At 71.4% G+C, this 22,061-nt stretch carries 18 protein-coding genes; 13 read left to right on the top strand and 5 right to left on the bottom strand.

What is annotated here, in order from left to right:
- Positions 1-32: 32 nt before the first annotated feature.
- From ACIBVN_RS01640 to ACIBVN_RS01670, 7 genes are all read left to right on the top strand, one after another.
- A complete protein-coding gene (locus ACIBVN_RS01640; protein ID WP_397131490.1) occupies positions 33-1,085 on the top strand; it encodes a LacI family DNA-binding transcriptional regulator in 1,053 nt (350 codons plus the stop codon).
- A gap of 101 nt (positions 1,086-1,186) precedes the next feature.
- A complete protein-coding gene (locus ACIBVN_RS01645) occupies positions 1,187-3,220 on the top strand; it encodes a beta-galactosidase (protein ID WP_397131492.1) in 2,034 nt (677 codons plus the stop codon).
- A 191-nt stretch (positions 3,221-3,411) separates the two neighbouring features.
- Positions 3,412-4,662: an ABC transporter substrate-binding protein gene (locus tag ACIBVN_RS01650; protein WP_397131494.1), complete on the top strand. Its 1,251-nt coding sequence runs from the start codon at positions 3,412-3,414 to the stop codon at positions 4,660-4,662.
- A gap of 1 nt (position 4,663) precedes the next feature.
- The gene (locus ACIBVN_RS01655) at positions 4,664-5,605 is read left to right on the top strand and encodes a carbohydrate ABC transporter permease (protein ID WP_397131496.1); all 942 of its coding nucleotides are present in this window, start codon (positions 4,664-4,666) and stop codon (positions 5,603-5,605) included.
- On the top strand, positions 5,602-6,411 hold the full coding sequence (locus tag ACIBVN_RS01660) for a carbohydrate ABC transporter permease (RefSeq protein ID WP_397131498.1): 810 nt from the start codon (positions 5,602-5,604) through the stop codon (positions 6,409-6,411). Before ACIBVN_RS01655 ends, ACIBVN_RS01660 begins: the two co-directional genes overlap by 4 nt.
- 23 nt (positions 6,412-6,434) lie before the next feature.
- The gene (locus ACIBVN_RS01665; protein WP_397131500.1) at positions 6,435-7,448 is read left to right on the top strand and encodes a LacI family DNA-binding transcriptional regulator; all 1,014 of its coding nucleotides are present in this window, start codon (positions 6,435-6,437) and stop codon (positions 7,446-7,448) included.
- Between the two features lie 109 nt (positions 7,449-7,557).
- On the top strand, positions 7,558-8,871 hold the full coding sequence (locus ACIBVN_RS01670) for an acyltransferase (protein WP_397131501.1): 1,314 nt from the start codon (positions 7,558-7,560) through the stop codon (positions 8,869-8,871).
- 12 nt (positions 8,872-8,883) lie between these two features.
- Here the strand turns inward: ACIBVN_RS01670 and ACIBVN_RS01675 are convergent, their stop codons facing one another.
- Positions 8,884-9,636 (bottom strand): methyltransferase domain-containing protein, encoded by a 753-nt coding sequence (locus ACIBVN_RS01675; protein ID WP_397131503.1) that lies wholly within the window; start codon positions 9,634-9,636, stop codon positions 8,884-8,886.
- 92 nt (positions 9,637-9,728) lie between these two features.
- Here ACIBVN_RS01675 and ACIBVN_RS01680 point away from each other — a divergent pair, with 92 nt between their 5' ends.
- The gene (locus ACIBVN_RS01680) at positions 9,729-10,088 is read left to right on the top strand and encodes a hypothetical protein (protein WP_397131505.1); all 360 of its coding nucleotides are present in this window, start codon (positions 9,729-9,731) and stop codon (positions 10,086-10,088) included.
- 53 nt (positions 10,089-10,141) lie between these two features.
- On the opposite strand, the gene ACIBVN_RS01685 is transcribed toward ACIBVN_RS01680, so the two are convergent.
- On the bottom strand, positions 10,142-11,545 hold the full coding sequence (locus ACIBVN_RS01685; protein WP_397131507.1) for an alkaline phosphatase PhoX: 1,404 nt from the start codon (positions 11,543-11,545) through the stop codon (positions 10,142-10,144).
- A 201-nt stretch (positions 11,546-11,746) separates the two neighbouring features.
- Here ACIBVN_RS01685 and ACIBVN_RS01690 point away from each other — a divergent pair, with 201 nt between their 5' ends.
- Positions 11,747-12,526, top strand: coding sequence for an enoyl-CoA hydratase-related protein (locus ACIBVN_RS01690; protein WP_397131509.1), 780 nt, complete (start codon positions 11,747-11,749; stop codon positions 12,524-12,526).
- A gap of 88 nt (positions 12,527-12,614) precedes the next feature.
- Positions 12,615-14,330, top strand: a complete 1,716-nt coding sequence (locus ACIBVN_RS01695; RefSeq protein WP_397131511.1) for an NAD-dependent malic enzyme — start codon at positions 12,615-12,617, stop codon at positions 14,328-14,330.
- A gap of 11 nt (positions 14,331-14,341) precedes the next feature.
- Here ACIBVN_RS01695 and ACIBVN_RS01700 read toward each other — a convergent pair whose 3' ends face one another.
- Together ACIBVN_RS01700 and ACIBVN_RS01705 are read right to left on the bottom strand one after the other, a co-directional pair.
- Entirely contained in the window at positions 14,342-14,485 is a 144-nt protein-coding gene (locus tag ACIBVN_RS01700) for a CGNR zinc finger domain-containing protein (protein WP_397131513.1), read from the bottom strand.
- A gap of 137 nt (positions 14,486-14,622) precedes the next feature.
- Entirely contained in the window at positions 14,623-15,336 is a 714-nt protein-coding gene (locus ACIBVN_RS01705) for an alpha/beta fold hydrolase (protein WP_397131515.1), read from the bottom strand.
- Positions 15,337-15,645: 309 nt separating this feature from the next.
- On the opposite strand from ACIBVN_RS01705, the gene ACIBVN_RS01710 reads away from it, so the two are divergent.
- Positions 15,646-17,559 (top strand): amino acid transporter, encoded by a 1,914-nt coding sequence (locus ACIBVN_RS01710; RefSeq protein ID WP_397131517.1) that lies wholly within the window; start codon positions 15,646-15,648, stop codon positions 17,557-17,559.
- Positions 17,560-17,613: 54 nt separating this feature from the next.
- On the opposite strand, the gene ACIBVN_RS01715 is transcribed toward ACIBVN_RS01710, so the two are convergent.
- Positions 17,614-18,381, bottom strand: coding sequence for an alpha/beta hydrolase (locus tag ACIBVN_RS01715; RefSeq protein WP_397131519.1), 768 nt, complete (start codon positions 18,379-18,381; stop codon positions 17,614-17,616).
- Positions 18,382-18,489: 108 nt separating this feature from the next.
- Between ACIBVN_RS01715 and ACIBVN_RS01720 the strand changes: the two genes are divergently transcribed.
- On the top strand, positions 18,490-20,307 hold the full coding sequence (locus ACIBVN_RS01720; protein ID WP_397131521.1) for an ABC transporter ATP-binding protein: 1,818 nt from the start codon (positions 18,490-18,492) through the stop codon (positions 20,305-20,307).
- A complete protein-coding gene (locus ACIBVN_RS01725) occupies positions 20,304-22,061 on the top strand; it encodes an ABC transporter ATP-binding protein (RefSeq protein WP_397131523.1) in 1,758 nt (585 codons plus the stop codon). The genes ACIBVN_RS01720 and ACIBVN_RS01725 overlap by 4 nt, the downstream gene beginning before the upstream one ends.

The following is a 22,061-nucleotide window of genomic DNA, read 5'->3' on the forward strand; positions in this document are numbered from 1 at the left end:
AAACATCGGCCCAGAGCATCGGAGGATCAGAGGTGACAGTGGACGGGGCGACACAGGAAACGCCGCCGGGGCGGCGCACGCGCAGGCGGCCGTCCATGGCCGACGTCGCCGCGCTGGCCGGGGTCTCCAGCCAGACCGTCTCCCGGGTGGTCAACAACCGGAGCAACGTGGAGGAGGAGACCCGCCAGCGCGTCCTGTCCGCCATGCGCATGCTCGGATACCGGCCCAACACCGCCGCGCGGGCCCTGGTCACCGGCCAGTTCCGGGCTCTTGGCCTGATCAGCTTCGGGCTCTCCAGCTTCGGCAACGCCCGCACCGTCGACGCCGTCACGAAGGCGGCGCAGCGGGCCGGCTACACCGTGAACATGATCGCCATCGAGTCGCAGACCGAGCGGGCCGTGCACAAGGCGTTCGACCAGCTCACGATGCAGGCGGTCGACGGCATCGTGCTCATCGAGGCGCAGATCCTCGACACGCCGGCGCTTCGCCTGCCGCCGGGCGTGCCGGTCGTGATGGCCGACGGCGACGTCAGTCACCGCCATCCCATGGTCGACACCGACCAGACCCTCGGCGCCCGGCTCGTCACCCGCCACCTGCTCGACCTCGGCCACGAAACGGTCTGGCACGTCGCCGGGCCCGAGGACTCCTATGCCGCCAAGCGCAGGACGGAGTCCTGGCACGCGACGCTCAAGGAGGCGGGGGCCGCGGTCCCCGGGGTGGTGTTCGGCGACTGGAGCGCCGCCAGCGGATACGAGGCGGGCCGCGTCCTGGCCCGGCGGCCCGGCGTGACGGCCGTCTTCGCCGCCAACGACCAGATGGCGCTCGGCGTGATGCGCGCGATGGCCGAGGCGGGCCGCCGCATCCCGGACGACGTCAGCATCGCCGGGTTCGACGATCTCGACGAGTCGGCCTACCTTTCCCCGCCGCTCACCACCGTCCGGCAGGACTTCGACGTGGTGGCGGAGCGGATCGTGTCGCTCATGATCGACCAGATCGAGGGCGGCCCCGCGCCTTCCGCCACCGCGTATGTCACGCCTGAGCTGATCGTCAGGCAGAGCACCGCCGCGCCGCCACCCCGCCCGTGACCCCGTGACCCCGTGACCCTCGCGACCAAGAGAAGGGAGGAGCGGCGCCTTCGCCTGCCGGAGCCGCCGCGCCGACGATGAAGGCCGTACCTCGTGATGACATGCCGGTCCAGCGGCTCTGGCGCCGGCTCGGCGGCGTGGCCTTCGGCGGCGACTACAACCCCGAGCAGTGGCCGGCCGAGACCAGAGCCGAGGACCTGCTCCTCATGGCCGAGGCCCGGGTGAACCTCGTCACCGTCGGGGTCTTCGGCTGGGCCCGCGTGGAGCCGGCCCGCGGAGCGTACGACTTCTCCCTCTTCGACCAGGTCCTGGATGACCTGCACGCGCACGGGATCACCGCCGACCTCGCCACCATGACGGCGTCGCCGCCGCCGTGGCTCGCCTACGAGCACCCCGAGATCCTGCCGGTCACCGCGGACGGCACCGTGCTGGGCCCCGGCGGTCGGCAGCACTTCTGCCCGTCCAGCCCGGTCTACAGGGAACGGGCCGCGCTGCTGGTGGAGCGGCTGGCCGAGCACTACCGCGGCCATCCGGCCCTGGGGCTGTGGCACATCGGCAACGAGTACGGCTGCCACATCCCCGCCTGCTACTGCGAGGCGTCGGCGGCCGATTTCCGCCGCTGGCTGCGGGAGCGGTACGGCGACGACATCGAGGCGCTGAACGACGCCTGGTCGACCGATTTCTGGTCGCAGCGCTACGCGTCCTTCGAGCACATCCAGCCGCCCCGCGTCGCGCCGACGTACCCCAACCCGGCCCAGCAGCTCGACTACACGCGCTTCAGCGACGAGGCGCTGCGCGGCTGCTTCCGCCTGGAGGCCGACATTTTGCGGCGCGTCACCCCCGAGGTGCCGATCACCACGAACTTCCTGGCCGGTCTCAAGGCCGTGGACGTCTTCGGCTGGGCGCCTGAGGTGGACGTCGTGGCGGTCGACTGCTACCCCGACCCGCACGACGAGCGGCCGCATCTCCTCCCCGGCCTGGTGTTCGACACGATGCGCGGCGCCGGGGGAGGGGACCCGTGGATCCTGATGGAGCAGGCGCCGAGCGGGGTCAACTGGCGGGCCAGAAACGCGATCAAGCAGCCGGGCCGGATGCGGCTGTGGAGCTGGCAGGCGGTCGCGCAGGGCGCCGACGCGATCCTGTACTTCCAGTGGCGGCAGTCACGCGGCGGCGCCGAGAAGTTCCATTCGGGCATGGTGCCGCACGCGGGAGCCGACAGCAGGGTCTACCGTGAGATCACGGCGCTCGGCCGGGAACTGGCCTCGGTCCCCGACCTGCCCGGCACGCGAGTCCGCAACCAGGTGGCGATCCTGCTCGACTGGAACAGCTGGTGGGCGCTCGAGCTCGACTCCCATCCGTCGGACGGCGTGCGCCAGCAGGACCGCCTGCTCGACCACTACGGCCCCCTGTTCGACCTCGGCGCCGGCGTGGACGTGGTGCCGCCCTCGGCCGACCTCACCGGCTACGCGCTCGTCGTCGTGCCGAACCTGTACCTCCTGTCGAGCGAGGACGCGCGGCGCGTCTCGTCGTACGTCTCCCGTGGCGGCGCGCTGGTCGTCTCCTTCTTCAGCGGGATCGTCGACGAGCACGACCGGGTCCACCTCGGCGGATACCCGGCGCCCCTGCGAGAGGTGCTCGGCGTGCGGGTCGAGGAGTTCTGCCCGGCGGCCGAGCAGGAGACGTTCGCCGTGCGCGGGTGCGGGGCGTTCCCTGACCTCGAGGGGGTGGCCGACCTGTGGCGTGAGGACCTGCGGCTCACCGGGGCGGAGCCCGAGCTCGTCTTCGACGCCCCCGACTGGGCCGGGCGCCCGGCCGTGACCAGGCACGAGTACGGCGAGGGAACCGCACGTTACCTCTCGACCCGGCTCGACGAGCCCACCATGCGGGCGGTGCTCGCGCGTGCGCTCGCCGAAGCCGGAGTGACCCCTGTCGTCGAGGGCCTGCCCCGGGGGGTTCAGGCGAGCGTGCGCGCCGGAGCCGGCCGTCGCTTCCTGATCCTGCTGAACCACACCGGCGACAAGCACGACATCACCCTCGGCGGCGAGTGGACCGACGCGCTCTCGGGTGCGGACGTCGACGCCGTCACCCTGCCGCCCGCGGGCGTGGCCGTGCTGCGCGCGACCTCGCGCGGGTGACGAGCCGCTCACGGCCGGGGTGAAGGTCCGGTAACACGTTCTTGACATCGCCGGATTTGTATCGATAAAAACTTGTATCGATAAACGCCGCGTGACCACCGTGAAGACGGCGATCTCGAACCGGTCAGTCCCGCGCGGGCCCTCATCCGCGCACCCATCCCCCCACGGTAAGAGCACCGAAGAGGTGAGAGATGTCCCCTCTCCAGAAAATGTCCCCTCGCTGGAAAGTCGTCACGGCGGCCGCGGTCGTCCTCCTGGCCGCAGCCACCGGATGCGGATCGGGAAGCGGCGACGGCGGCGGCAAGACCAAGTTGAGCTTCTTCTCCTGGGAGAGCGAGGAGACGATGAAGCCGCTCATCGAGGCCTTCGAGAAGCAGAACCCCAGCATCGACGTCGAGTTCTCGCACGCCCCGCCCGTGGCCGAGTACATCGCGGCGCTGCAGACCAGGCTCGTCTCGGGCACCGGGGCGGACGTGTTCGTGATCGCCGCGGAGAACAAGACCAACCTCGTCCAGGGCGGCTTCGTCAAGGACCTGACCGGCAAGCCGTTCATGGCGAACATGTCCAAGTTCAACACCGAGACCTGGTCCGTGGACGGCAAGGCCTACGGCATGTCGATCTCGTCGTGGTCCGCCGGCATCCTCTACAACAAGGACCTCCTCGCCAAGGCGGGCGTCACCGAGTTCCCCACGAAGTGGGACGACTTCATCGCGCTGTGCCAGAAGCTCAAGTCGGCCGGCGTCACGCCGTACTACGAGTCGCTGATGGGCATGCCGCTCACCCTCGCGGCCATGGTCGGCCACGAGAACGCGCGCCAGGGCGGCGACGTGGACGCCCAGATCTTCGCGGGCAAGAAGAAGTTCGGCGACCTGTGGAACGGGCCGCTGACGACCTTCAACCAGCTGTTCACCAGCGGTGTGCTGAGCAAGGACGTGGTCAGCCTGAAAGGCGAGCAGATCGTGGACGAGTTCGCCAACGGCCGCGTCGCGATGATCCCCGCGGGCCCGTGGGACGTGACCTCGCTGCGGGAGAAGGCGCCGAAGATGAACATGGTCTTCGCCGGGGTGCCCACTCCCGACGGCAAGCCGTTCTGGAGCGGCGCCGCCTCGCCCGGCTGGGCCATCAACGCCAAGACCGAGCACGAGAAGGAGGCCGAGGCGTTCCTGACGTATCTCGGCAGCAAGGAGGGCGTCACGCTGTTCAACAAGAAGACGGCCGCCATGACCACCACGTCCGACGTCACCCCCGTGATCGACAAGGTGCTGGAGCCCAACCTCCAGGCGCTCAAGGACGGCAACTTCTACCTGCCGCAGGTCGCCTGGCCGCGGGTCCAGGACGCGCTCAACACCGAGGCCGTCGCCCAGCTCCAGCTGATGGTGCAGGGCCAGGCCAAGCCGGCGGACGTGGCCGCCGCGCTGGACAACCGGCTGGCGCAGGGCTGACATGACCGCGCTCGGCAGAAGGGCGCCCGCGCTGACGGGCGCCCTGTCCTGGCTCACCTCGCCCAAGGCGCTCGAGGGGCTGCGACTGCAGGCGTTCCTGGTGCCGATCGGGATCGTGTTCGCGGTGCTGTTCGCGATCCCGCTGGCGCAGTCGCTCTACTTCAGCGTGACCGACTTCAACGGCTACTCGCTGGACGTCAACTTCGTCGGGCTGGAGAACTACCGCAAGATCTTCACCGACCCCTCCATGCTGGCGGGCCTGGGGTTCACGCTGATGTTCGCGATCGGCAGCACGGTGATCGTCACGGTGCTGGCGATCCCGCTGGCCGTGCTGCTCAACAAGCGCTTCTTCGGCCGGAACGTGGTGCGGGCCGTCTTCTTCTTCCCCGCCATCCCGAGCATCGCGATCCTCGGCCTGGTGTGGGGGTTCATCCTGTCGCCGCTCGGCTCGGGCGCGATCAACTGGACCCTCGACGCGATCGGCGGCCTCGGCCCCGTGCCGTGGTTGTCGAACGGCACCCTGGCCCAGCTGTCGGTCATCATGGTGGCCGTCTGGTCGTCCACCGGCTGGCACGCGATCCTCTACCTCGCGTACCTGCAGTCGATCCCCGGCGACTACTACGAGGCCGCGCGGGTGGACGGCGCCTCGCCCCGGCAGGCGTTCTTCCGGATCACGCTGCCGCTGCTCGCGCCCGCCGTCACCGTCAGCACGCTGCTGCTGATGACCGGCGGACTGAAGGTCTACGACCTGCCCTACACCCTCACCAAGGGCGGGCCGGGGTACGCCACGTTCACCATCACCCAGTCGATCATCCAGAGCGGCATCGCGCAGGCCAAGTTCGGCCAGGCGTCGGCGCTGGCGGTGGTCTTCATGCTGGTCGTGGGCGCGATCGTGGCCGCCCAGCTGATCGTGTCACGCCGGTTCGAAGGGCGCCTGTCATGAGGAGGCCGCTGCTCAGCCTCGCGATGATCCTGGCCGCCGCCGTGGTCGGCGTGCCGTTCTACTACATCGTCGTCAACACGTTCAAGACGCGGCAGGAGACGTCGGCCTCGCCGCTCGCGCCGCCGACGAGCCTGTACCTCGACAACTACGTGCGGGTTTTCGAGAGCACGCCGATCCTGCAGTCGTTTCTCAACACGCTGTACGTCACCGCCGTCTCCATCGTGATCATGCTGGTCATCGGGTCGATGGCGGCGTACGCGATGCTGCTGCGCAAGACCCTGATCAACCGGGTCGCCGGGGTGCTGCTCGTGATCGCCTTTCTGGTGCCGGGGCAGGCCACGCTGATCCCGGTCTACCGGCTCCTCGTGGGGCTGCGGCTGGTGGACAGCCTCGAAGGGCTCATCCTCCTGTACGCGGCCGGCTCGATCTTCTGCTACTTCCTCATCCAGGGCTACCTGCGGTCGCTGCCGATCTCGATCTTCGAGGCGGCGCGCATCGACGGTGCGGGACCGTGGCAGATCTACTGGCGGATCGTGCTGCCGCTCATCCGGCCGATCCTCATCACGGTCGGCGTGTTCCAGACCATGTGGATCTGGAACGACTTCATCACGCCGAACGTGTTCATCAGCTCGCCCGACAAGCAGACCCTGGTCCTGCAGGTCTACAAGGCCGTCGGGGAGTACTCGGTGGACTGGCCGGCGTTCATGACGCTCAGCGTGATCGTGCTGATCCCCGTCGTGATCTTCTTCATCGCGATGCAGCGTCACATCGTCAACGGGCTCCTGCAGGGCAGTGTCAAGGGCTGAGGCCGTGAAAGGATGCCGGGGTGGTGACGATACAGGACGTGGCGAGAGCCGCCGGAGTCTCGGCCATGACCGTTTCCCACGTCATCAACGACCATCCGCACGTCAAGAGCGAGACGCGCGAGCGCGTGCTGCGGGCCATCGCCGACCTCGACTACCGGGTCAACGTGGCCGCGCGCAACCTGCGTACCGGGCGGACCGGCACCATCGGGCTGGCCGTGCCCGAGGTCGACCGGCCCTACTACGGGCAGCTGGCCGCCGAGATCATCATCGCGGCGGCCCGGCACAACCTCAAGGTGGCGATCGAGCAGACCGGCGCCTCGCGCGAGGGCGAGCTCGACGCGCTCGCCCTGTCGCGCAACCGGCTCTACGACGGGCTCATCCTCAGCACCGTCGGGCTTGGGCCCGCCGACACCGACCTGCTCAAGGTGGACTACCCGATCGTCATCCTGGGGGAGCGCATCTTCGACGGGCCCGTGGACCACGTGGCCATGCCCAATGTCGAAGGCGCCCGCGCCGCCACCGCCCACCTGATCGAGCGGGGCTGCCGCCGCATCGCGCTCATCGACGGCGGCGCCCAGGGCGACGAGGTCAACGTCTCCAGCCTGCGCTACACCGGCTACCGCCAGGCGCTCGAAGAGGCCGGCCTCGCCTTCGACCCGCGGCTCGTCGCCCCGACCGAGCAGTTCACGATGGCGGGCGGGGCCGCCGCGGCGCGGCGCCTGGCCGACGGCGGGGCGGACTTCGACGGCGTGTTCTGCGTGACCGACACGGTGGCGATCGGCGTGCTGCGCGGGCTGGCCGACCGGGGGGTGCGCGTGCCTGACCAGGTGAAGGTCATCGGCTTCGACAACATCGCCGAAGGCGCCTACTCCGTGCCCTCCCTGTCGTCGATCGACCCCGACCACCCCCTCATGGCCGGCACCGCCGTCGACCTCCTGGTCGGCCGGCTGGCCCGCAAGGGCAAGCAGAAACAGGTGGCGGCGCGCGAGTTCGTCAGCCGCTTCTCGGTCGTGGCCCGCGAGTCCACCGGCGGCTGACCGCCGCCCCGGCCATGGACGAGGCCGAGCCCGGCGCGGGCGTCGGGTGATAGGTCGGCTCCTCCCGGGTACTGGTCCGGTGAAGTCGAGCTAGTCACGGGGGCGAAGGATGCGGCGGCTGGCCGAGCGTACGCCGGCGCATCGGGACCGCACTGTCGACCTGCTCCGCGCCATCGCGATCACGGCCGTGGTCGTCGGCCACTGGCTGGTGGTGCACGTGAGCTACGACGGGGGCCCGCGCGGCGGCAGCGTGCTGGAGCTCGTGCCGTGGACGCGCCCGCTGACCTGGCTGTTCCAGGTCATGCCGGTCTTCTTCCTGGTCGGCGGCTACGCCAACGCCGCCTCTCTCGCCGCCCACCGCGCCACGGGCGGCGACGCCACCTGCTGGACGCTGCGCCGTACCGACCGGCTCATCCGGCCCACCACCGTGCTGCTGGCCGTGCTGGCGGCATCGGCCCTGGCGGCGCAGGCCCTCGGCGCCGATCCGGGCCTGATCGGCATCGCGGTGTGGGTGGCCGGGATCCCGCTGTGGTTCCTGGTGGCCTATGTGGCCGTGGTGGCACTCACCCCGCTCATGCACGCCCTGCACCGCCGCTACGGCCTGGCCGTGCCGATCGTGCTGACCGTGCTGGTCGGCCTCGGCGACGCGGCCCGCCTGGTGCTGCGGGCTCCCGCCCTGGGGGACGGCAACTTCCTGCTCGCCTGGCTGGCCGTGCATCAGCTGGGCTTCGCCTGGCAGGACGGGCGCCTGCCCGCCCGGCCCCGCGCCGGGTTGCCGCTGGCGTTCTCGGGGCTGGTCGCCCTGGTCGGGCTCACGGTGGTAGGCCCTTATCCGATCAGCATGGTCGGGATCCCGGGGGAGGGGATCCAGAACACCTCGCCACCCACGCTGGCGCTGCTGGCGCTGGCCGCGACGCAGACCGGGCTGGCGCTGTCGCTACACGGCCCGGCCGGCCGGTGGCTGCGGCGGCCGCGTCCCTGGACCGTCGTCGTGACGGTCAACTCCGTCGTCATGACGCTGTTCCTGTGGCACATGACCGCCGTCGTGCTCGGCGCGCTGGCGCTGTACCCGACCGGGCTGCTGCCGGCCCCGCCTCCGGGGACGCCCGCGTGGCTGCTGCTGCGTCTGCCCTGGCTCGCCGCCCTGGCCCTGATCCTCGGCGTGCTGGTCATGGTGTTCGGTCCCGTCGAGCGGCGGGCCGGTCCCCGCCCAGGGCCGGGAGCGACGGCCGGGGCGACGGCGGGTGTTCTCACCGTCCTCGGCCTCGCCGGCGTGGTGGCGGGGCTGCTCACCCTCGCGGTGACCGGCCCGCGAGGTCACGCTCTCTCCGGCCTGCCCATCGTGGCCTTGATCGGGTACTTCGCGGGCGCCGGCACCCTGCGTCTCATCCGGTGGCGGTACCGATCCTCCGGCGCGGCCTGAGCCTCAGCGGGATCAGCCTGCTCTGCGGGCCAGGGTGAGGTCGGTGGTGAAGGTCAGATCCACGCCGTCGTCCAGCAGGGCGGCGATCTCCCGCATCAGCTCCTCGCGGGAGTCCGGGTCCAGGATCCGGTAGGCGGAGATGGAGCGGGCCAGGTCCAGGTAGCGGCCGGTCTCGTACCGGTCGGCGCGCGTGTAGTGGCGCTGGTCGAGGTCGGTGAAGCGGGGGTCGTGCGCCAGCTCGTGCTCGGATTTCTCGGCTCGGACCGAACCGTCCCGGTGCAGGCTCGAGGTGGTCACTCCGTGGCGGCCGTCCACCGCGGCCAGGGCGGCTCGCAGGCCGGGGTCGGTGACGACGTAGTGGTTCCAGAAGACCGCCACCGCTCCGGAAGGCGCCAGGGCCGCGTGGGCCAGGTCCCAGCGCCTGTGCTCGTCGATCCAGTGCCAGGCCTGCGCGGAGTAGAGCAGGGCGAACGCCCGGTCCGGGACGTAATCCTCGAACAGGCCGATCTCGACCCGGGCGTCCGGGCACTTCGCCGCCAGCGCGGCGGCCATCCTGGGGTCGGGCTCGACGCAGGTGAGATCCGCGGCCCGGGCGGCGAAGCCCGCCGTGGCCTTGCCCGTGCCCGCGCCCACCTCCAGCACCGGGCCCGGTGGCGCGTAGTTCAGCACGTCGGTGATGAGCTGGGCGGGATAGCCAGGTCTGGCCGACTCGTACTGCTCGACCGCCCCTCCGAACACCACGCTCCGCTCGCGGTCCACCGCCATGTGGTCGAGCATATTGGATCACGCCGGGACCCCTCCCGGCATATGTCCGGTAGAAAGCTCTCGATCTTCGCGGAACCGATGAAAGGGAGACCATGCACCGGAAGGCCATCACCGCCCTGACCCTCGCCGCCGCCCTGGTCGTGACGCCGGCCCTCGCCGCCACTCCGGCCACGGCCGCGGCCAAGCCGAACCTGCGCGCGTGTTACGACGGGAAGTGCAAGTTCACGTTCACGAAGCCGGTGAAGTTCCGCGTCGCCAAGAAGTACGACCTGGATGGCTACGTACACGTCGCCAAGGAGTGGAGCGACATGCTCGGCCAGGACGTCGTCGCCGTGTGGAGCGGGGGCAGCACCGCCTACTCGGGAGTGGGCACCTCTGGGGGCATCAACAAGCTCGACTTCCGCGTGCTGTCGATCACCGACCAAGGGGCGACGATCCGCTTCATCGGGTGACGCGGGGGCGCCCCCGGTACACGGGCGGCCGTGTACCGGGGGCAGCGGGTTCCTCAGTCGCCGTCCTTGTCGCGGCGCTTCCAGGGACCGGTGATGGCGAAGACGTGCCCCGGCGACTGGATGCAGGCGAACAGGATGCGGCCGTCCGCGCTGAAGGTCGGGCCGGCGAACTCGCTGTCGTTGAGTTCGTTGCGCGCGAGCGGGTACGACCGGCCACGGTCGGTGACGCCCACCAGGTGCTGGATGCCCTCGCCGTCCTCGGCGAGGATCACCCCGCCGTACGGCGAGACCGTGATGTTGTCGGGGCCGTCGAAGTTGCTGTCCTGGGCAGGGTCGGGGTTGACGCCGAAGAGCACCTTGAGCGTGACCGTCTCGCTGCGCGGGTCGTAGAACCACACCTGGCCGTCGTGCTCGTTCACGCTGCCGTCGGTGTGGCGGGCGTAGCTGGCCACGAAGTACGCGCCGCCGTCGCCCCACCAGGCGCCCTCCAGCTTGCGGCTGCGGGTGACCTGGTCGTCGGTGAACTGCTTGCGGGTCGACGTGGTCTTCGCGTCAGGATCGGGCACCTCGACCCAGCGGACCTTGAACCGCGTGCCGGGCGCCGTCGCCTCCGACAGGTCGGCGATGTGCTTGTCGTCCTGGTAGCAGCTCATCGCCTCCAGCTTGCCCGCGGTGTCGCCGTCCTCGGACAGCGCCAGCGCCCGCAGCGCGCCCTTGCCGCCGCGGAACTTTCTCGGCGGCGTCCAGCGGTAGTACAGCCCGTTCGGCCCGCCGGCGTCCTCGGTCAGGAAGATCGCCGACGTGTGCGGATCGACCGCGACAGCCTCATGTGAATAGCGGCCCAGGAACTTCAGCGGCACCGGGTCCCGGTTGGCCTCGCGGTCGAACGGGTCCACCTCGAACACGTACCCGTGGTCCTTCTGGAAGGCCCCACCGGCCCGCTGCTCGGTCTCCTCGCAGGTCAGCCAGGTGCCCCAGGGGGTCTTGCCGCCGGCGCAGTTGTTGTGCGTGCCGGCCAGGCTGACGTACTCGCGGATCCGCTCGCCCCGCGCGTCCACGTCGATGTTCGTGGTGCCGCCGCCGGCCCCCGGGTCGTAGGTCAGGCCGGGCAGCGCGGGCACCCGGTACGGCTCGCTGCCGCCGACCTCGTGGTTGTTGACCAGCGTGGCACCCCTGCCGTGCGGGAAACTCGCGGTGCCGTCGGGATCGCTCGGGGTCGGCTCGCCGCTCTCCAGCAGCGTGACCCCCGTCTGAGCGACGACCCGGTACGAGAACCCGGCGGGCAGGGACAGCACCCCGGCGGGATCGGCGACCAGCGGGCCGTAGCCGGCCGCGGGCCGCGCGGCGGCGAAGGCGGGAGGTCCGGAGATCGCCTCGATGCTGCCGGTGAACGCGATGCCGACGCTGCCCGCGGCGGCGTGGCCGAGGAAGGAACGACGGGAAACAGGTGAGGGCATGGGACATTGCCTCCAACGTGGGACGCTTTACACAAGCCGACCCAACGATGTCACGGAGAAGTCGATCGCGCCGCCCGTTGTCCGAATGCTGAATGCCGGATGAACAACCGGCACCGAGCTCCGCCGGCGGCGCAGACGCGCCGACCTGGTGCGGAGATCCGGCGGCGGACGGCAGTCGATCACGCAGACAGGAGCAGCGTCTTGACCGAGGAACCACCGGCCATCACCACCGTCCAGGACGGGATCGCCCGGCTCACCCTGAACAACCCCCGGCGGAAGAACGCCATCACGCTGGAGATGGCGGCGCTCATCGGCGACTTCTGCGCGCTCGTGCACGACGACGACACCATCGGCGCCGTACTCGTCGACTCCGCGGGCGGCTACTTCTGCAGCGGCGCCGACACCCGTGACCTGGCCGCCTCCTCTGCGGACCCGGCCGCGCCGGAGTCGGTCGAGCGGATCTCCGCCGTCTACGGCGCGTTCGTCCAGATCGGGCAGCTGCCGGTGCCCAGCGTGTCCCTGGTGGCGGGTGGCGCGGTCGGGGCCGGGCTCAACCTCGCCCTGGCCACCGACCTGATGCTCGTCACCCCGGACGCGGTGCTCGACAGCGGGTTCGTGGCGCGCGGCATCCATCCGGGCGGTGGGCACCTGTCCCTGCTCGGCCGCGCTGCCGGATACCAGCACGCCATCGCGCTCGGCGTCCTGGGCGCCGCGCTGTCCGGCGCCGAGGCGGTGCGCCGCGGCCTCGCCTGGGACCTCGCCGAACCGCACACCATGCTGGACACCGCCACCCGGCTAGTGGCCAAGGCCGCCGCGGACCCCCAGCTGGCCCGGCGGATCAAGAACAGCGCCACGCTCGAGCTCGCCCCGGCGGTCCCGTGGGCGGCGGCGGTGGAGATCGAGCGCGGCATGCAGATGTGGTCCCTTGCCCGCAAAGGCCGGCAGGGCTGGGACCGCAACCCAGCCAAGCCCGCCGTTTGAGGATTGATCTCCGGTGCCCGGCGCGTAGCGTTACCCGTGCCTGGAAACGACGAACCCGTCGTATCCAGGCACGGGAAGAGCAACCTCGATGAACCAGCACAGGCATGCCGCCGGCAGGCGCCGCGACTTCGTGGAGACCCCCGACGGGGGCTATGCCACGTCCGAGGTGGGCCTGGCCGTGCTGGAAAACCCGCTCCTGAACAAGGACACGGCGTTCAGCCCGGAGGAGCGAGCGAGCCTGGCGCTGGACGGGCTGATCCCGCCGGTGGTCGAGACACTCGAGGAGCAGGCCGGCCGGGCGTACGCGCAGTACGGCCACCAGCCCACGGACCTGGCCAGGAACGTCTTCCTGTCGGCCCTGCAGGACCGCAACGAGGTGCTGTTCTACCGGCTGCTCGGCGATCACCTGCGCGAGATGTTGCCCATCGTGTACGACCCCACGGTCGCCCAGGCGATCAAGAGCTACAGCCACGAGTACCGCCGCCCGAGGGGCGTCTACCTGTCCATCGACGACCTCGGCGGCATCGAGCGCGCCTTCCGCAACTTCGGCCTCGAGGCCGGCCAGGTGGACCTGATCGTCGCCTCCGACGCCGAGCAGATCCTGGGCATCGGCGACTGGGGGGTGGGCGGCGGCGCCGGCATCTCCGCGGGCAAGCTCGCCGTTTACACCGCCGCCGCCGGCATCGACCCCGGCCGCGTCATCCCGGTCGCCCTCGATGTCGGCACCGACAACGAGGCGCTGCTCAACGACCCGCTCTACATCGGCGAGCGGCACTCGCGGGTGCGCGGCCGGCGCTACGACGACTTCATCGACGCCTACGTCACCACGGCCACCCGCATGTTCCCCGGCGCGATGCTGCACTGGGAGGACTTCGGCCCGTCCAACGCCCGGCGCATCCTGGAGAAGTACACCGGCAGGGTCCCCACGTTCAACGACGACATGCAGGGCACCGGCGCGATCGTGCTGGCCGCCATGCTGGGCGCCGTCCGCGTGACGGGCACGCCGATGCGCGAGCAGCGCGTCGTCATCTTCGGCGCGGGCACCGCGGGCATCGGCATCGCCGACCAGCTGCGCGACGCGATGGTCCGCGACGGCCTGGACCACGAGGCGGCCACCCGGCGGATCTGGCCGATCGACCGGCAGGGCCTGCTCACCGAGGACATGCCGGACCTGCGCGACTTCCAGCAGCCCTACGCCCGCCCGGCGCGGGAGGAGGCCCGCGGCCTGGGGCTCGCCGAGGTGGTGAAGCGGGTCAAGCCGACGATGCTGCTGGGCACCTCCACCGTGCACGGCGCCTTCACCGAGGAGGTCGTCAGGGCGATGGCGGCGCAGGTCGACAGGCCGATCGTCTTCCCGATCTCCAACCCGACCGACCGGATGGAGGCCGACCCGGCCGACCTGCTGCGCTGGACCGGCGGCCGTGCGCTGATCGCCGCCGGCGTGCCGGTCGACCCGATCACGCACGACGGAGTGACGTACGCCATCGCCCAGGCCAACAACGCCCTGCTCTACCCCGGGCTGGGGCTGGGCGCGATCGTGTCGCGGGCCGGCCGGATCAGCGACGGCATGCTCCAGGCCGCCGCCGAGGCCGTCGCCGGCATGGTCGACGTCTCCGCCCCGGGCGCCTGCCTGCTGCCCCAGGTGGAGAACCTGCGCGAGATCTCGGCCACGGTCGCCGTGGCCGTCGCCCGGCAGGCAGCCAAGGAGAACCTGGCCCGCGTCGACCTGGACGACCCCATCCAGATGGTGCAGGACACCATGTGGCAGCCGAAGTACCGCAGGATCCACGCGAACGCGCAATGAGCGCGGCCCGCTCAGCCGGCGGGCCGGGTGCGCAGGTGGTGGCGTCTCGCTTTTGTGCGGTTGCCGCATCGGCTCATCGAGCACCAGCGGCGATTGCCTGCCTGCGACCGGTCCACGAAGCGTAGGGCGCAGCGCCCGGACCCGCACGCCCGCACGCGCCGAGGAGCGGCACCGCCGTTCGGGCTCGCCCGCCATGGCAGACATGGCAGCCGGTACGGGCGTCCCCTGGATGGACCGGATGTCCCTCCGAGCTCCTTGGGCAGAGGGGCTCGGAGTCATTCATATGGTCCGATCAGGCGGGGCCGACGCTCGCCAGGATCGCCCGCCCGAGCTCCTCCGGCCGGGTGAGCTGTGGCCAGTGCCCCGTGGGCAGGTCGATGTAGTCGACGTCGCGAAGCTTCGTGAGCTCCCGCACGAACCCCATCCCCTGCTCCATCCACTCCCGGAGCGTCGCACTCGAGAACTCGCACGCGATGACGGTGGCGGGCACGTCGTAGCGACGCTCGTCGTCGGAGAGCCGCTGCTGATCGCTCGCGACGTGCTCGGGCGTCGGGATGGCGCGCTCGCGGAACGCCGCCCGCAGCTCGTCGTCGAGGTCGACCAGGTCTTCCGCCTCGAACAGCGACCAGTCGGGCAGCGGGATCTCGCCGTTCACGACGGGGAGCTCGTCGTTGATGACCCCGCCCTCCCCGAGGGGACCGCTGTCGACGTACACGACGCGGGCGACACGGTCGGGACGCGCGTCGAGCGCGGCGTAAGCGATCGCGCCGCCGCCGGAGTGCCCGACGAGCACGACCTTGCCGTCGGCCGGGTCGTACGAGTCGATCACCTCGACGACGGCGTCGACGTGGTCGCGCAAGGTGATCTTGGAGCGGTCGGCGTCCTTCGACTCCATGCCCGGCAACGTGAGCGCGCGCGTGCGATGCCCCGCCTGCGCCAGGGCGGGGACGACCTCGTCCCATGACGAGCCGTCAAGCCAGAACCCGGGGATCAGAATGATGTCCATCGTCAGAGGTTAGGGCAGGCCACCGACATTCTCTCGGGGGACCGCTATTCCAGATCATGTCACGAAATTTCGCCCCAAAGCTATACAAAACGGATGAAAAGCCCTAGTCTCGACTTGCCCCAGTCAGGAAAAGTGACTGGGGCGCCAAATACGTGGGCGCCCCGGCCGTGAACGCACGGCCGGGGCGCCGTCCTGTAGGGGTCTCGGGGCCTGTCTTTGACTTGTACCTTTTCTTGACCCTCTGATCAGGTCGATCACCCCGTCGCCGTGGAACGTGTGCCATGCGGTCTTGACAGAGGGGTGGCCGTCATGGTGCTGGCGAAGCGGCCGGCCGCTACGGAAGGGACGCTGCGTTCCTGGCTGTTGCAGGGCCTGCAGACCGACCGCAGGCAGATCGAGCACGGTCCCCATGTGAAGCACCCGTGGTGGCGGGTGATGTGCCTGACCGGCGTGGACTACTTCTCCACGCTGGGTTACCAGCCGGGCATCGCGGCGTTGGCGGCGGGGCTGCTGTCGCCGCTGGCCACGCTGTTCCTGGTGGCGCTGACGCTGCTGGGCGCGCTGCCGGTCTACCGGCGGGTGGCGGTCGAGAGCCCGTACGGGCAGGGCTCGATCGCGATGCTGGAGAAGCTGGCCCCGCAGTGGTGGGGCAAGATCTTCGTGCTGGTCCTGCTGGGCTTCGCGGCGACCGACTTCGTGATCACTATGACGTTGTCGGCGGCGGACGCGACCGCGCACCTCCTGGAGAACCCGTTCGTGCCCGGCTTCCTGGACGGCCACCGGGTGCCGGTCACGCTCGTGCTGCTGGCGATGCTGGGCGGGGTGTTCCTCATGGGGTTCACCGAGGCCATCGGCATCGCCACGCTGCTCGTCTTCGTCTACCTCGGCCTGAACGCCGTCGTGGTGGCGGCCGCCGTCCTGCACGTCCTGGAGGACCCGCAGGCCGTCGTGAACTGGCGGCATGCGCTGAGCGGCGGCTTCAGCAGCCCGCTCGCCATGATCGGGCTGTCGCTGGTGGTCATGCCGAAGCTGGCGCTGGGCCTGTCCGGGTTCGAGACCGGGGTCGCGGTGATGCCGGTGATCAGGGGAGACATCCAGGAGCGGATCAGGAGCGCCAGGCGGCTGCTCACGACCGCCGCGCTGATCATGAGCGTGTTCCTGATCTGCTCCAGCTTCGTCACCACCGTGCTCATCCCGCCGCAGGAGTTCCGGGACGGCGGCAAGGCGAGCGGGCGGGCGCTGGCCTACCTGGCCCACGGCTACCTGGGCAACTGGTTCGGCACCGTCTACGACGTCTCCACGATCGCCATTCTCTGGTTCGCCGGGGCCTCGGCGATGGCCGGGCTGATCAACCTCGTGCCGCGCTACCTGCCCCGGTACGGCATGGCGCCGGAGTGGACGGGCGCGGTGCGGCCGCTGGTGCTGGTGTTCTCGGTGATCGCGTTCGGTATCACGATCATCTTCCGTGCCGACGTGAACGCCCAGGGCGGCGCGTACGCCACCGGCGTGCTGGTGCTCATCCTCTCTGCCGCGGTGGCCGTGACGCTGGCGGCCGGGCGGCAGGGCCGGCACCGGGCGACCATCGGGTACGCGGTCATCGCGGTCGTCCTGGCCTACACCCTGGTGGACAACGTCATCGAGCGGCCGGAAGGCGTCAAGATCGCCTCGTTCTTCATCGGGACCATCATCGCCACGTCGTTGATCTCCCGGGCGACCCGCTCGACGGAGCTGCGGGTCACCGAGGTGCACCTCGACGCGCTGTCCGAGCGGTTCGTCAACGAGGTGGCCTGCGGCGAGATCCACGTGATCGCCAACGAGCCGCACAAACGCGATCAGAGCGAGTACAACGAGAAACTGCGCGAGACCTGGCTCACCCACCGGCTGCGCCCATCCGAGCCGGTGCTCTTCGTGGAGGTCACGGTGCCGGACGCGTCAGAGTTCGAGACGGAGGTGCACGCCGAGGGCGAGGAGCGGTACGGCCACAAGATCCTGAAGATCGAGAGCTCGGCCGTGGCCAACGCGCTGGCCGCGCTGCTGCTGCACCTGCGGGATCGGACCGGCTCGGTGCCGCACATCTACTTCCACTGGACCGAGGGCAACCCCGTGGCCGCCATGCTGCGCTACCTGGTCTTCGGCGGCGGCGACGTACCGGCGCTGACCAGGGAGGTCCTGCGCCAGGCCGAGCCGGACCGCGAGCGCAGGCCGCACGTCCACGTCGGCTGAACGGCCGCGGACGAGCGCGGGCCGCAGTTCCACGTCGGCTGAACCGCCGCGCAATCACCAGCCCCGGCCGCGGAGGAAGGCGGCGCAGCGGCTGGTCCAGTCGCCGGCGACGGGGTCGTCCTCCGCCAGCCCCAGCCCGTGCCTGCCGCTGGGATAGACGTGGACCTCCAGGGGGACCTGGTGGCGGGCGAGCGCCTGAGCCAGCTGGAAGGTGTTCTCGACGGGGACCCCCGCGTCGTCGGCGGTGTGCCACAGGAACATGGGCGGGGTCGCGTCGCCTGCCCGGTGGGCGAGCGACAGCTCGGCGCGTACGGACTCGGGCGCGTCCGCGCCGAGCAGGTTGGCGGCCGAGCCCCGGTGCGCGGCCGGTCCGGTGAGGTCGGTGACGGGGTAGCAGAGCACCGCCAGCCCCGGGCGCGGGTCGGCCTGGTCGACGGCGTCGTGCGGGCCCTCCGGCAGCATGGGGCCCGCCTCGGTGGCGAGGAGCCCGGCCAGGTGACCGCCCGCCGAGAAGCCGAGCACCCCGACGCGGGCGGGGTCCACGCCGTTCGACGCGGCGTGGTGCCTGACCCAGCGCACGGCCCTGGCGGCGTCCAGCAGAGGCAGCGGATGGCGGTGCGGCGCGATCCGGTAGTGCACGACGAACGCCGCGATGCCCAGCGAGTTGAGCCACCGCGCCACCGGAGCCCCTTCGTGGTCGGCGAGGTGGTGGTAGGCCCCGCCGGGGAAGACCACGACGGCGGGGGCAGGGCGCTCACTCTGCACGGGGAAGGCGGTGATGGTCGCCTCGCCGGTCGTGGGCCACAGGGGGTGCTCGCTCATGCCGCGCCTTTCACGTTGTCCGACCACGGATGTTAGCGGGCAGGGCCGTTCCGGCAGCCGCACCCCCCTGCCAGAGGCAGGAAGCGGCCGGGGCTTAGGGTCAGGGGCATGGCAGAACGGACGATCATGGACCCTGGGACTCCCGACTGTCGCAGTGCCGGACGGTACCTGTGGTGGCTGGTCACGAGCCAGCGCGGCAGGATCGCCGTCGGCGCGATCCTGGGCAGCGCCTGGATGGTCTGCCTGACGCTGCCGCCGTATGTCCTGTCGCGGGCCATCGACGACGGGCTGACGCCGGGACGCTGGGACGCGCTGGCCGGGTGGGTCGGCGCGGTGCTGGGCATCGGGGTGCTGAACGCCTGGCTGGCCATCATGCGCCACCGCACGATGACCAGGGTCCGGATGGACGCCGCCTTCCGTACCGCACAGGTCGTCGTCCTGCAGGCGACGCGGCTGGGCGCGGCGCTGTCGCGCAAGGTCACGGCAGGAGAAGTGGTCACGATCGGGTTCGGCGACGCCGGCGTGATCGCCCACGCGCTGACCATCACCGGCCCCGGCGTCGGCGCGGTCCTCGCCTACGTCGTCGTGGCCGCGCTGCTGCTGGCCGTCTCGCCGCTGCTCGCCGCGGTGGTGCTGCTCGGCGTGCCGCTGCTCGCGGTGCTGCTCGGCCCGCTGATGGGGCGGCTGCGCGGCGCCGAGACGGTGTACCGGGCGCGGCAGGGGGAGCTGGCCGCCCGGTTCGGGGACATCGCCGCGGGGCTGCGGGTCCTGAACGGCATCGGCGGCAAGGACGTGTACGCCGAACGCTACCGGCGCGGCTCCCGCGAGCTCCAGGAGAAGGGCTACCAGGTAGGAGCCGTGACCAGCTGGATCCAGGCCCTGGGGGTCGGCCTGCCCACCTTGTTCCTCGGCGCGGTGACCTGGCTGGCGGCCCGGATGGCGGCGCAAGGGGACATCACCGCCGGGGAACTGGTGGCGGTCTACGGCTACGCCGCGGTGCTGGTGGTGCCGGTCTCGTTGTTCATCGAGGGCAGCTACGGCCTCAGCCGGGGCCTCGTCGCCGCCGGCAGGGTCGTCCGTCTCCTGACGTTGGAACCCGACGTCACAGGCGGGGACGCGGGCCTGGACGCGCCTGCCTCGCCGTCGGTGCTGCGCGATCCCGCCTCCGGCGTCGAGATCGCGCCAGGCGAGCTGACCGCGCTGGTCAGCGCCCGCCCGGGGGAGTCCGCGGCGGTGCTCGACCGGCTCGGCGGGTTCATCGCGTCCGCCGCCACCTGGGGCACGGTCCGCCTCGGCGACGTCGACCGGGCGCGGTTACGGGAGCGGATCCTGGTGGCGGACAACGAGGCGGACCTGTTCGCCGGGCCGCTGCGCGACGTCATCGCGGGCAGCAGGGACCCGGACGAGCAGGCCGTCGAGCGGGCGGTCCACGCGGCCATGGCCGAGGACGTCGTACGCGGGCTGCCGGACGGGCTGGACTCGGCCATCGACCCTCAGGGCCGCAACCTGTCCGGCGGGCAGCGCCAGCGCGTACGCCTGGCCCGGGCGCTGCTGGCCGATCCCGAGATCCTGCTGGCGGCCGAGCCCACCTCGGCCGTGGACGCCCACACCGAGGCCACCATCGCGGCCCGCCTGCGTGCCGCGCGCGAGGGCCGCGCCACGGCGGTCACCACGACCTCGCCGCTCGTGCTGGACCAGGCCGACACCGTGTACTACCTGGTGGACGGGTCGGTCGCGGCTGCGGGCAGCCACCGCGAGCTGCTGCGCGAACACCCCGGCTACCGCCTGCTGGTGTCCCGCGACGCCGCCGACGACGACGACGTCGACAACGACGCCGACGACGGGTCCGACGACGGGGCTGATGACGGGTCCGACAGCGGGTCCGGCGACGGGGCCGGGACGGGGCTCGAGGAGGCCGTCCGATGACCGACCTGTCCGGGGCCGGACCCCTGCCTGTCGCCGAGCCCTCCCGGGTCCGCCGGGCCGCGCTCCGGCTGATCCGCCTCGACGGCCGCGCCTTCGCCGCCGTGATCGCCCTCAACGCGCTGGCCGCCGGCGCGGGACTGGTCGGCCCGTGGCTGCTCGGCCGCATCGTCGACGAGGTCAAGGCCGGCGCCGGGGTCGGCACCGTGGACCGGCTGGCCCTCGCCATCCTCGCCTTCGCCCTGGCGCAGCTCCTGCTCTCGCGCTACGCGAGCTACCTCGGCCACCGTTTCGGCGAGCGTACGCTGGCCCGCATCCGCGAGCAGTTCACCGACCGCGCCCTCGCCCTGCCCACCTCGGTGATCGAGCGTGCCGGCACGGGCGACCTGACCACCCGCGGCACCACGGACGTGACGCAGGTCGGCGCCATGCTGCGGGACGCCGGTCCCGAGATCCTCATCGCCGCGGTCCAGGCGGCGTTCATCCTCGGCGCGGTCTTCACCCTCGACCCGCTGCTCGGCGCGTGCGGCGTGCTCGGCCTCGTGGGCATCTGGTTCGCCGCCCGCTGGTACCTGCGCCGCGCGGTCACCGCGTACCTGGACGAGGGGGCGGCCAACTCGGCCCTCGCCGAGCAGCTCGCCGCCGCCACCACCGGCGCCCGCACCATCGAGGCGCTCCGGCTCGAGCACCGCCGCACCGCGGCCTGCCGGCAGGCCATCGACGAGTGCCGCGGCACCCGCACCCGCACCCTGTTCCTGCGCAGCGTGCTCTTCCCGATCGTGGACGTCTCCTACGTCATCCCCGTGGCCGGCGTCCTGCTGGTCGGCGGCGTCATGACGCAGGGCGGCGCCATGACCCTGGGAACGGTCGTCGCCTCGGCCCTCTACCTGCGGCAACTGTCCCAGCCGCTGGACACCATCCTCTATCACCTGGAGAACCTGCAGAGCAGCAGCGCCTCGTTCGCCCGGGTCGAGGGCATCGCCCTGGCCTCGCAGGAGGCGCCGGCCACCGCCTCCGCTTCCGTACCGGCCGATGACCGGCTCGAAGTCGCCGGCGCGCACTACGCCTACGACGGCGGCCCCGACGTGCTGCGCGGGGTGGACCTGACCGTCCAGCCCGGCGAACGCCTGGCGATCGTCGGACCTTCGGGCGCGGGCAAGACCACGCTGGGCAGGCTCCTGGCAGGCGTGGACAGGCCCAGGAACGGCACCGTCACCGTGGGCGGCGTGCCCGTCGCCGACCTCGACCCCGACCGGCTGCGCGAGCGGGTCATCCTCGTCACCCAGGAGCACCACGTCTTCCTCGGCACGGTACGGGACAACCTCCGCATCGCGGCCCCCTCCGCCACCGACGCCGACCTGCACGCGGCCCTCACCGCCGTCGGCGCCGACTGGATCGGCGACCTCCCGGACGGCCTGGACACCGACCTGGGCCCCGGCGGCCACCGCCTGGACGGGGCGCAGACCCAGCAGGTGGCCCTGGCCCGGGTGGTCCTCGCCGACCCCCACACGCTGATCCTCGACGAGGCCACCGCGCTGCTGGACCCGAGGACCGCCCGCCACACCGAGCGGGCCCTGGCCGCCGTCCTCGCCGACCGGACCGTCATCGCCATCGCCCACCGCCTGCAGACCGCCCATGACGCCGACCGGGTCGCGGTCATGCAGGACGGCCGGCTCACCGAACTCGGGACGCACGACGACCTCGTCGAGGCGGGCGGCACGTACGCCGCCCTCTGGCGTTCGTGGCACGGCGAGTGA

The sequence above is a fragment of the Nonomuraea sp. NPDC049400 genome, from assembly GCF_044466425.1.
Lineage (GTDB): Bacteria > Actinomycetota > Actinomycetes > Streptosporangiales > Streptosporangiaceae > Nonomuraea.

Coding starts and splice junctions, on each gene's coding strand:
- ACIBVN_RS01645 (WP_397131492.1), top strand. CDS start 1,187: ATGCCGGTCCAGCGGCTCTGGCGCCGGCTCGGCGGCGTGGCCTTCGGC.
- ACIBVN_RS01650 (WP_397131494.1), top strand. CDS start 3,412: ATGTCCCCTCTCCAGAAAATGTCCCCTCGCTGGAAAGTCGTCACGGCG.
- ACIBVN_RS01655 (WP_397131496.1), top strand. CDS start 4,664: ATGACCGCGCTCGGCAGAAGGGCGCCCGCGCTGACGGGCGCCCTGTCC.
- ACIBVN_RS01660 (WP_397131498.1), top strand. CDS start 5,602: ATGAGGAGGCCGCTGCTCAGCCTCGCGATGATCCTGGCCGCCGCCGTG.
- ACIBVN_RS01670 (WP_397131501.1), top strand. CDS start 7,558: ATGCGGCGGCTGGCCGAGCGTACGCCGGCGCATCGGGACCGCACTGTC.
- ACIBVN_RS01675 (WP_397131503.1), bottom strand. CDS start 9,636: ATGGCGGTGGACCGCGAGCGGAGCGTGGTGTTCGGAGGGGCGGTCGAG.
- ACIBVN_RS01680 (WP_397131505.1), top strand. CDS start 9,729: ATGCACCGGAAGGCCATCACCGCCCTGACCCTCGCCGCCGCCCTGGTC.
- ACIBVN_RS01685 (WP_397131507.1), bottom strand. CDS start 11,545: ATGCCCTCACCTGTTTCCCGTCGTTCCTTCCTCGGCCACGCCGCCGCG.
- ACIBVN_RS01695 (WP_397131511.1), top strand. CDS start 12,615: ATGAACCAGCACAGGCATGCCGCCGGCAGGCGCCGCGACTTCGTGGAG.
- ACIBVN_RS01705 (WP_397131515.1), bottom strand. CDS start 15,336: ATGGACATCATTCTGATCCCCGGGTTCTGGCTTGACGGCTCGTCATGG.
- ACIBVN_RS01710 (WP_397131517.1), top strand. CDS start 15,646: ATGGTGCTGGCGAAGCGGCCGGCCGCTACGGAAGGGACGCTGCGTTCC.
- ACIBVN_RS01715 (WP_397131519.1), bottom strand. CDS start 18,381: ATGAGCGAGCACCCCCTGTGGCCCACGACCGGCGAGGCGACCATCACC.
- ACIBVN_RS01720 (WP_397131521.1), top strand. CDS start 18,490: ATGGCAGAACGGACGATCATGGACCCTGGGACTCCCGACTGTCGCAGT.
- ACIBVN_RS01725 (WP_397131523.1), top strand. CDS start 20,304: ATGACCGACCTGTCCGGGGCCGGACCCCTGCCTGTCGCCGAGCCCTCC.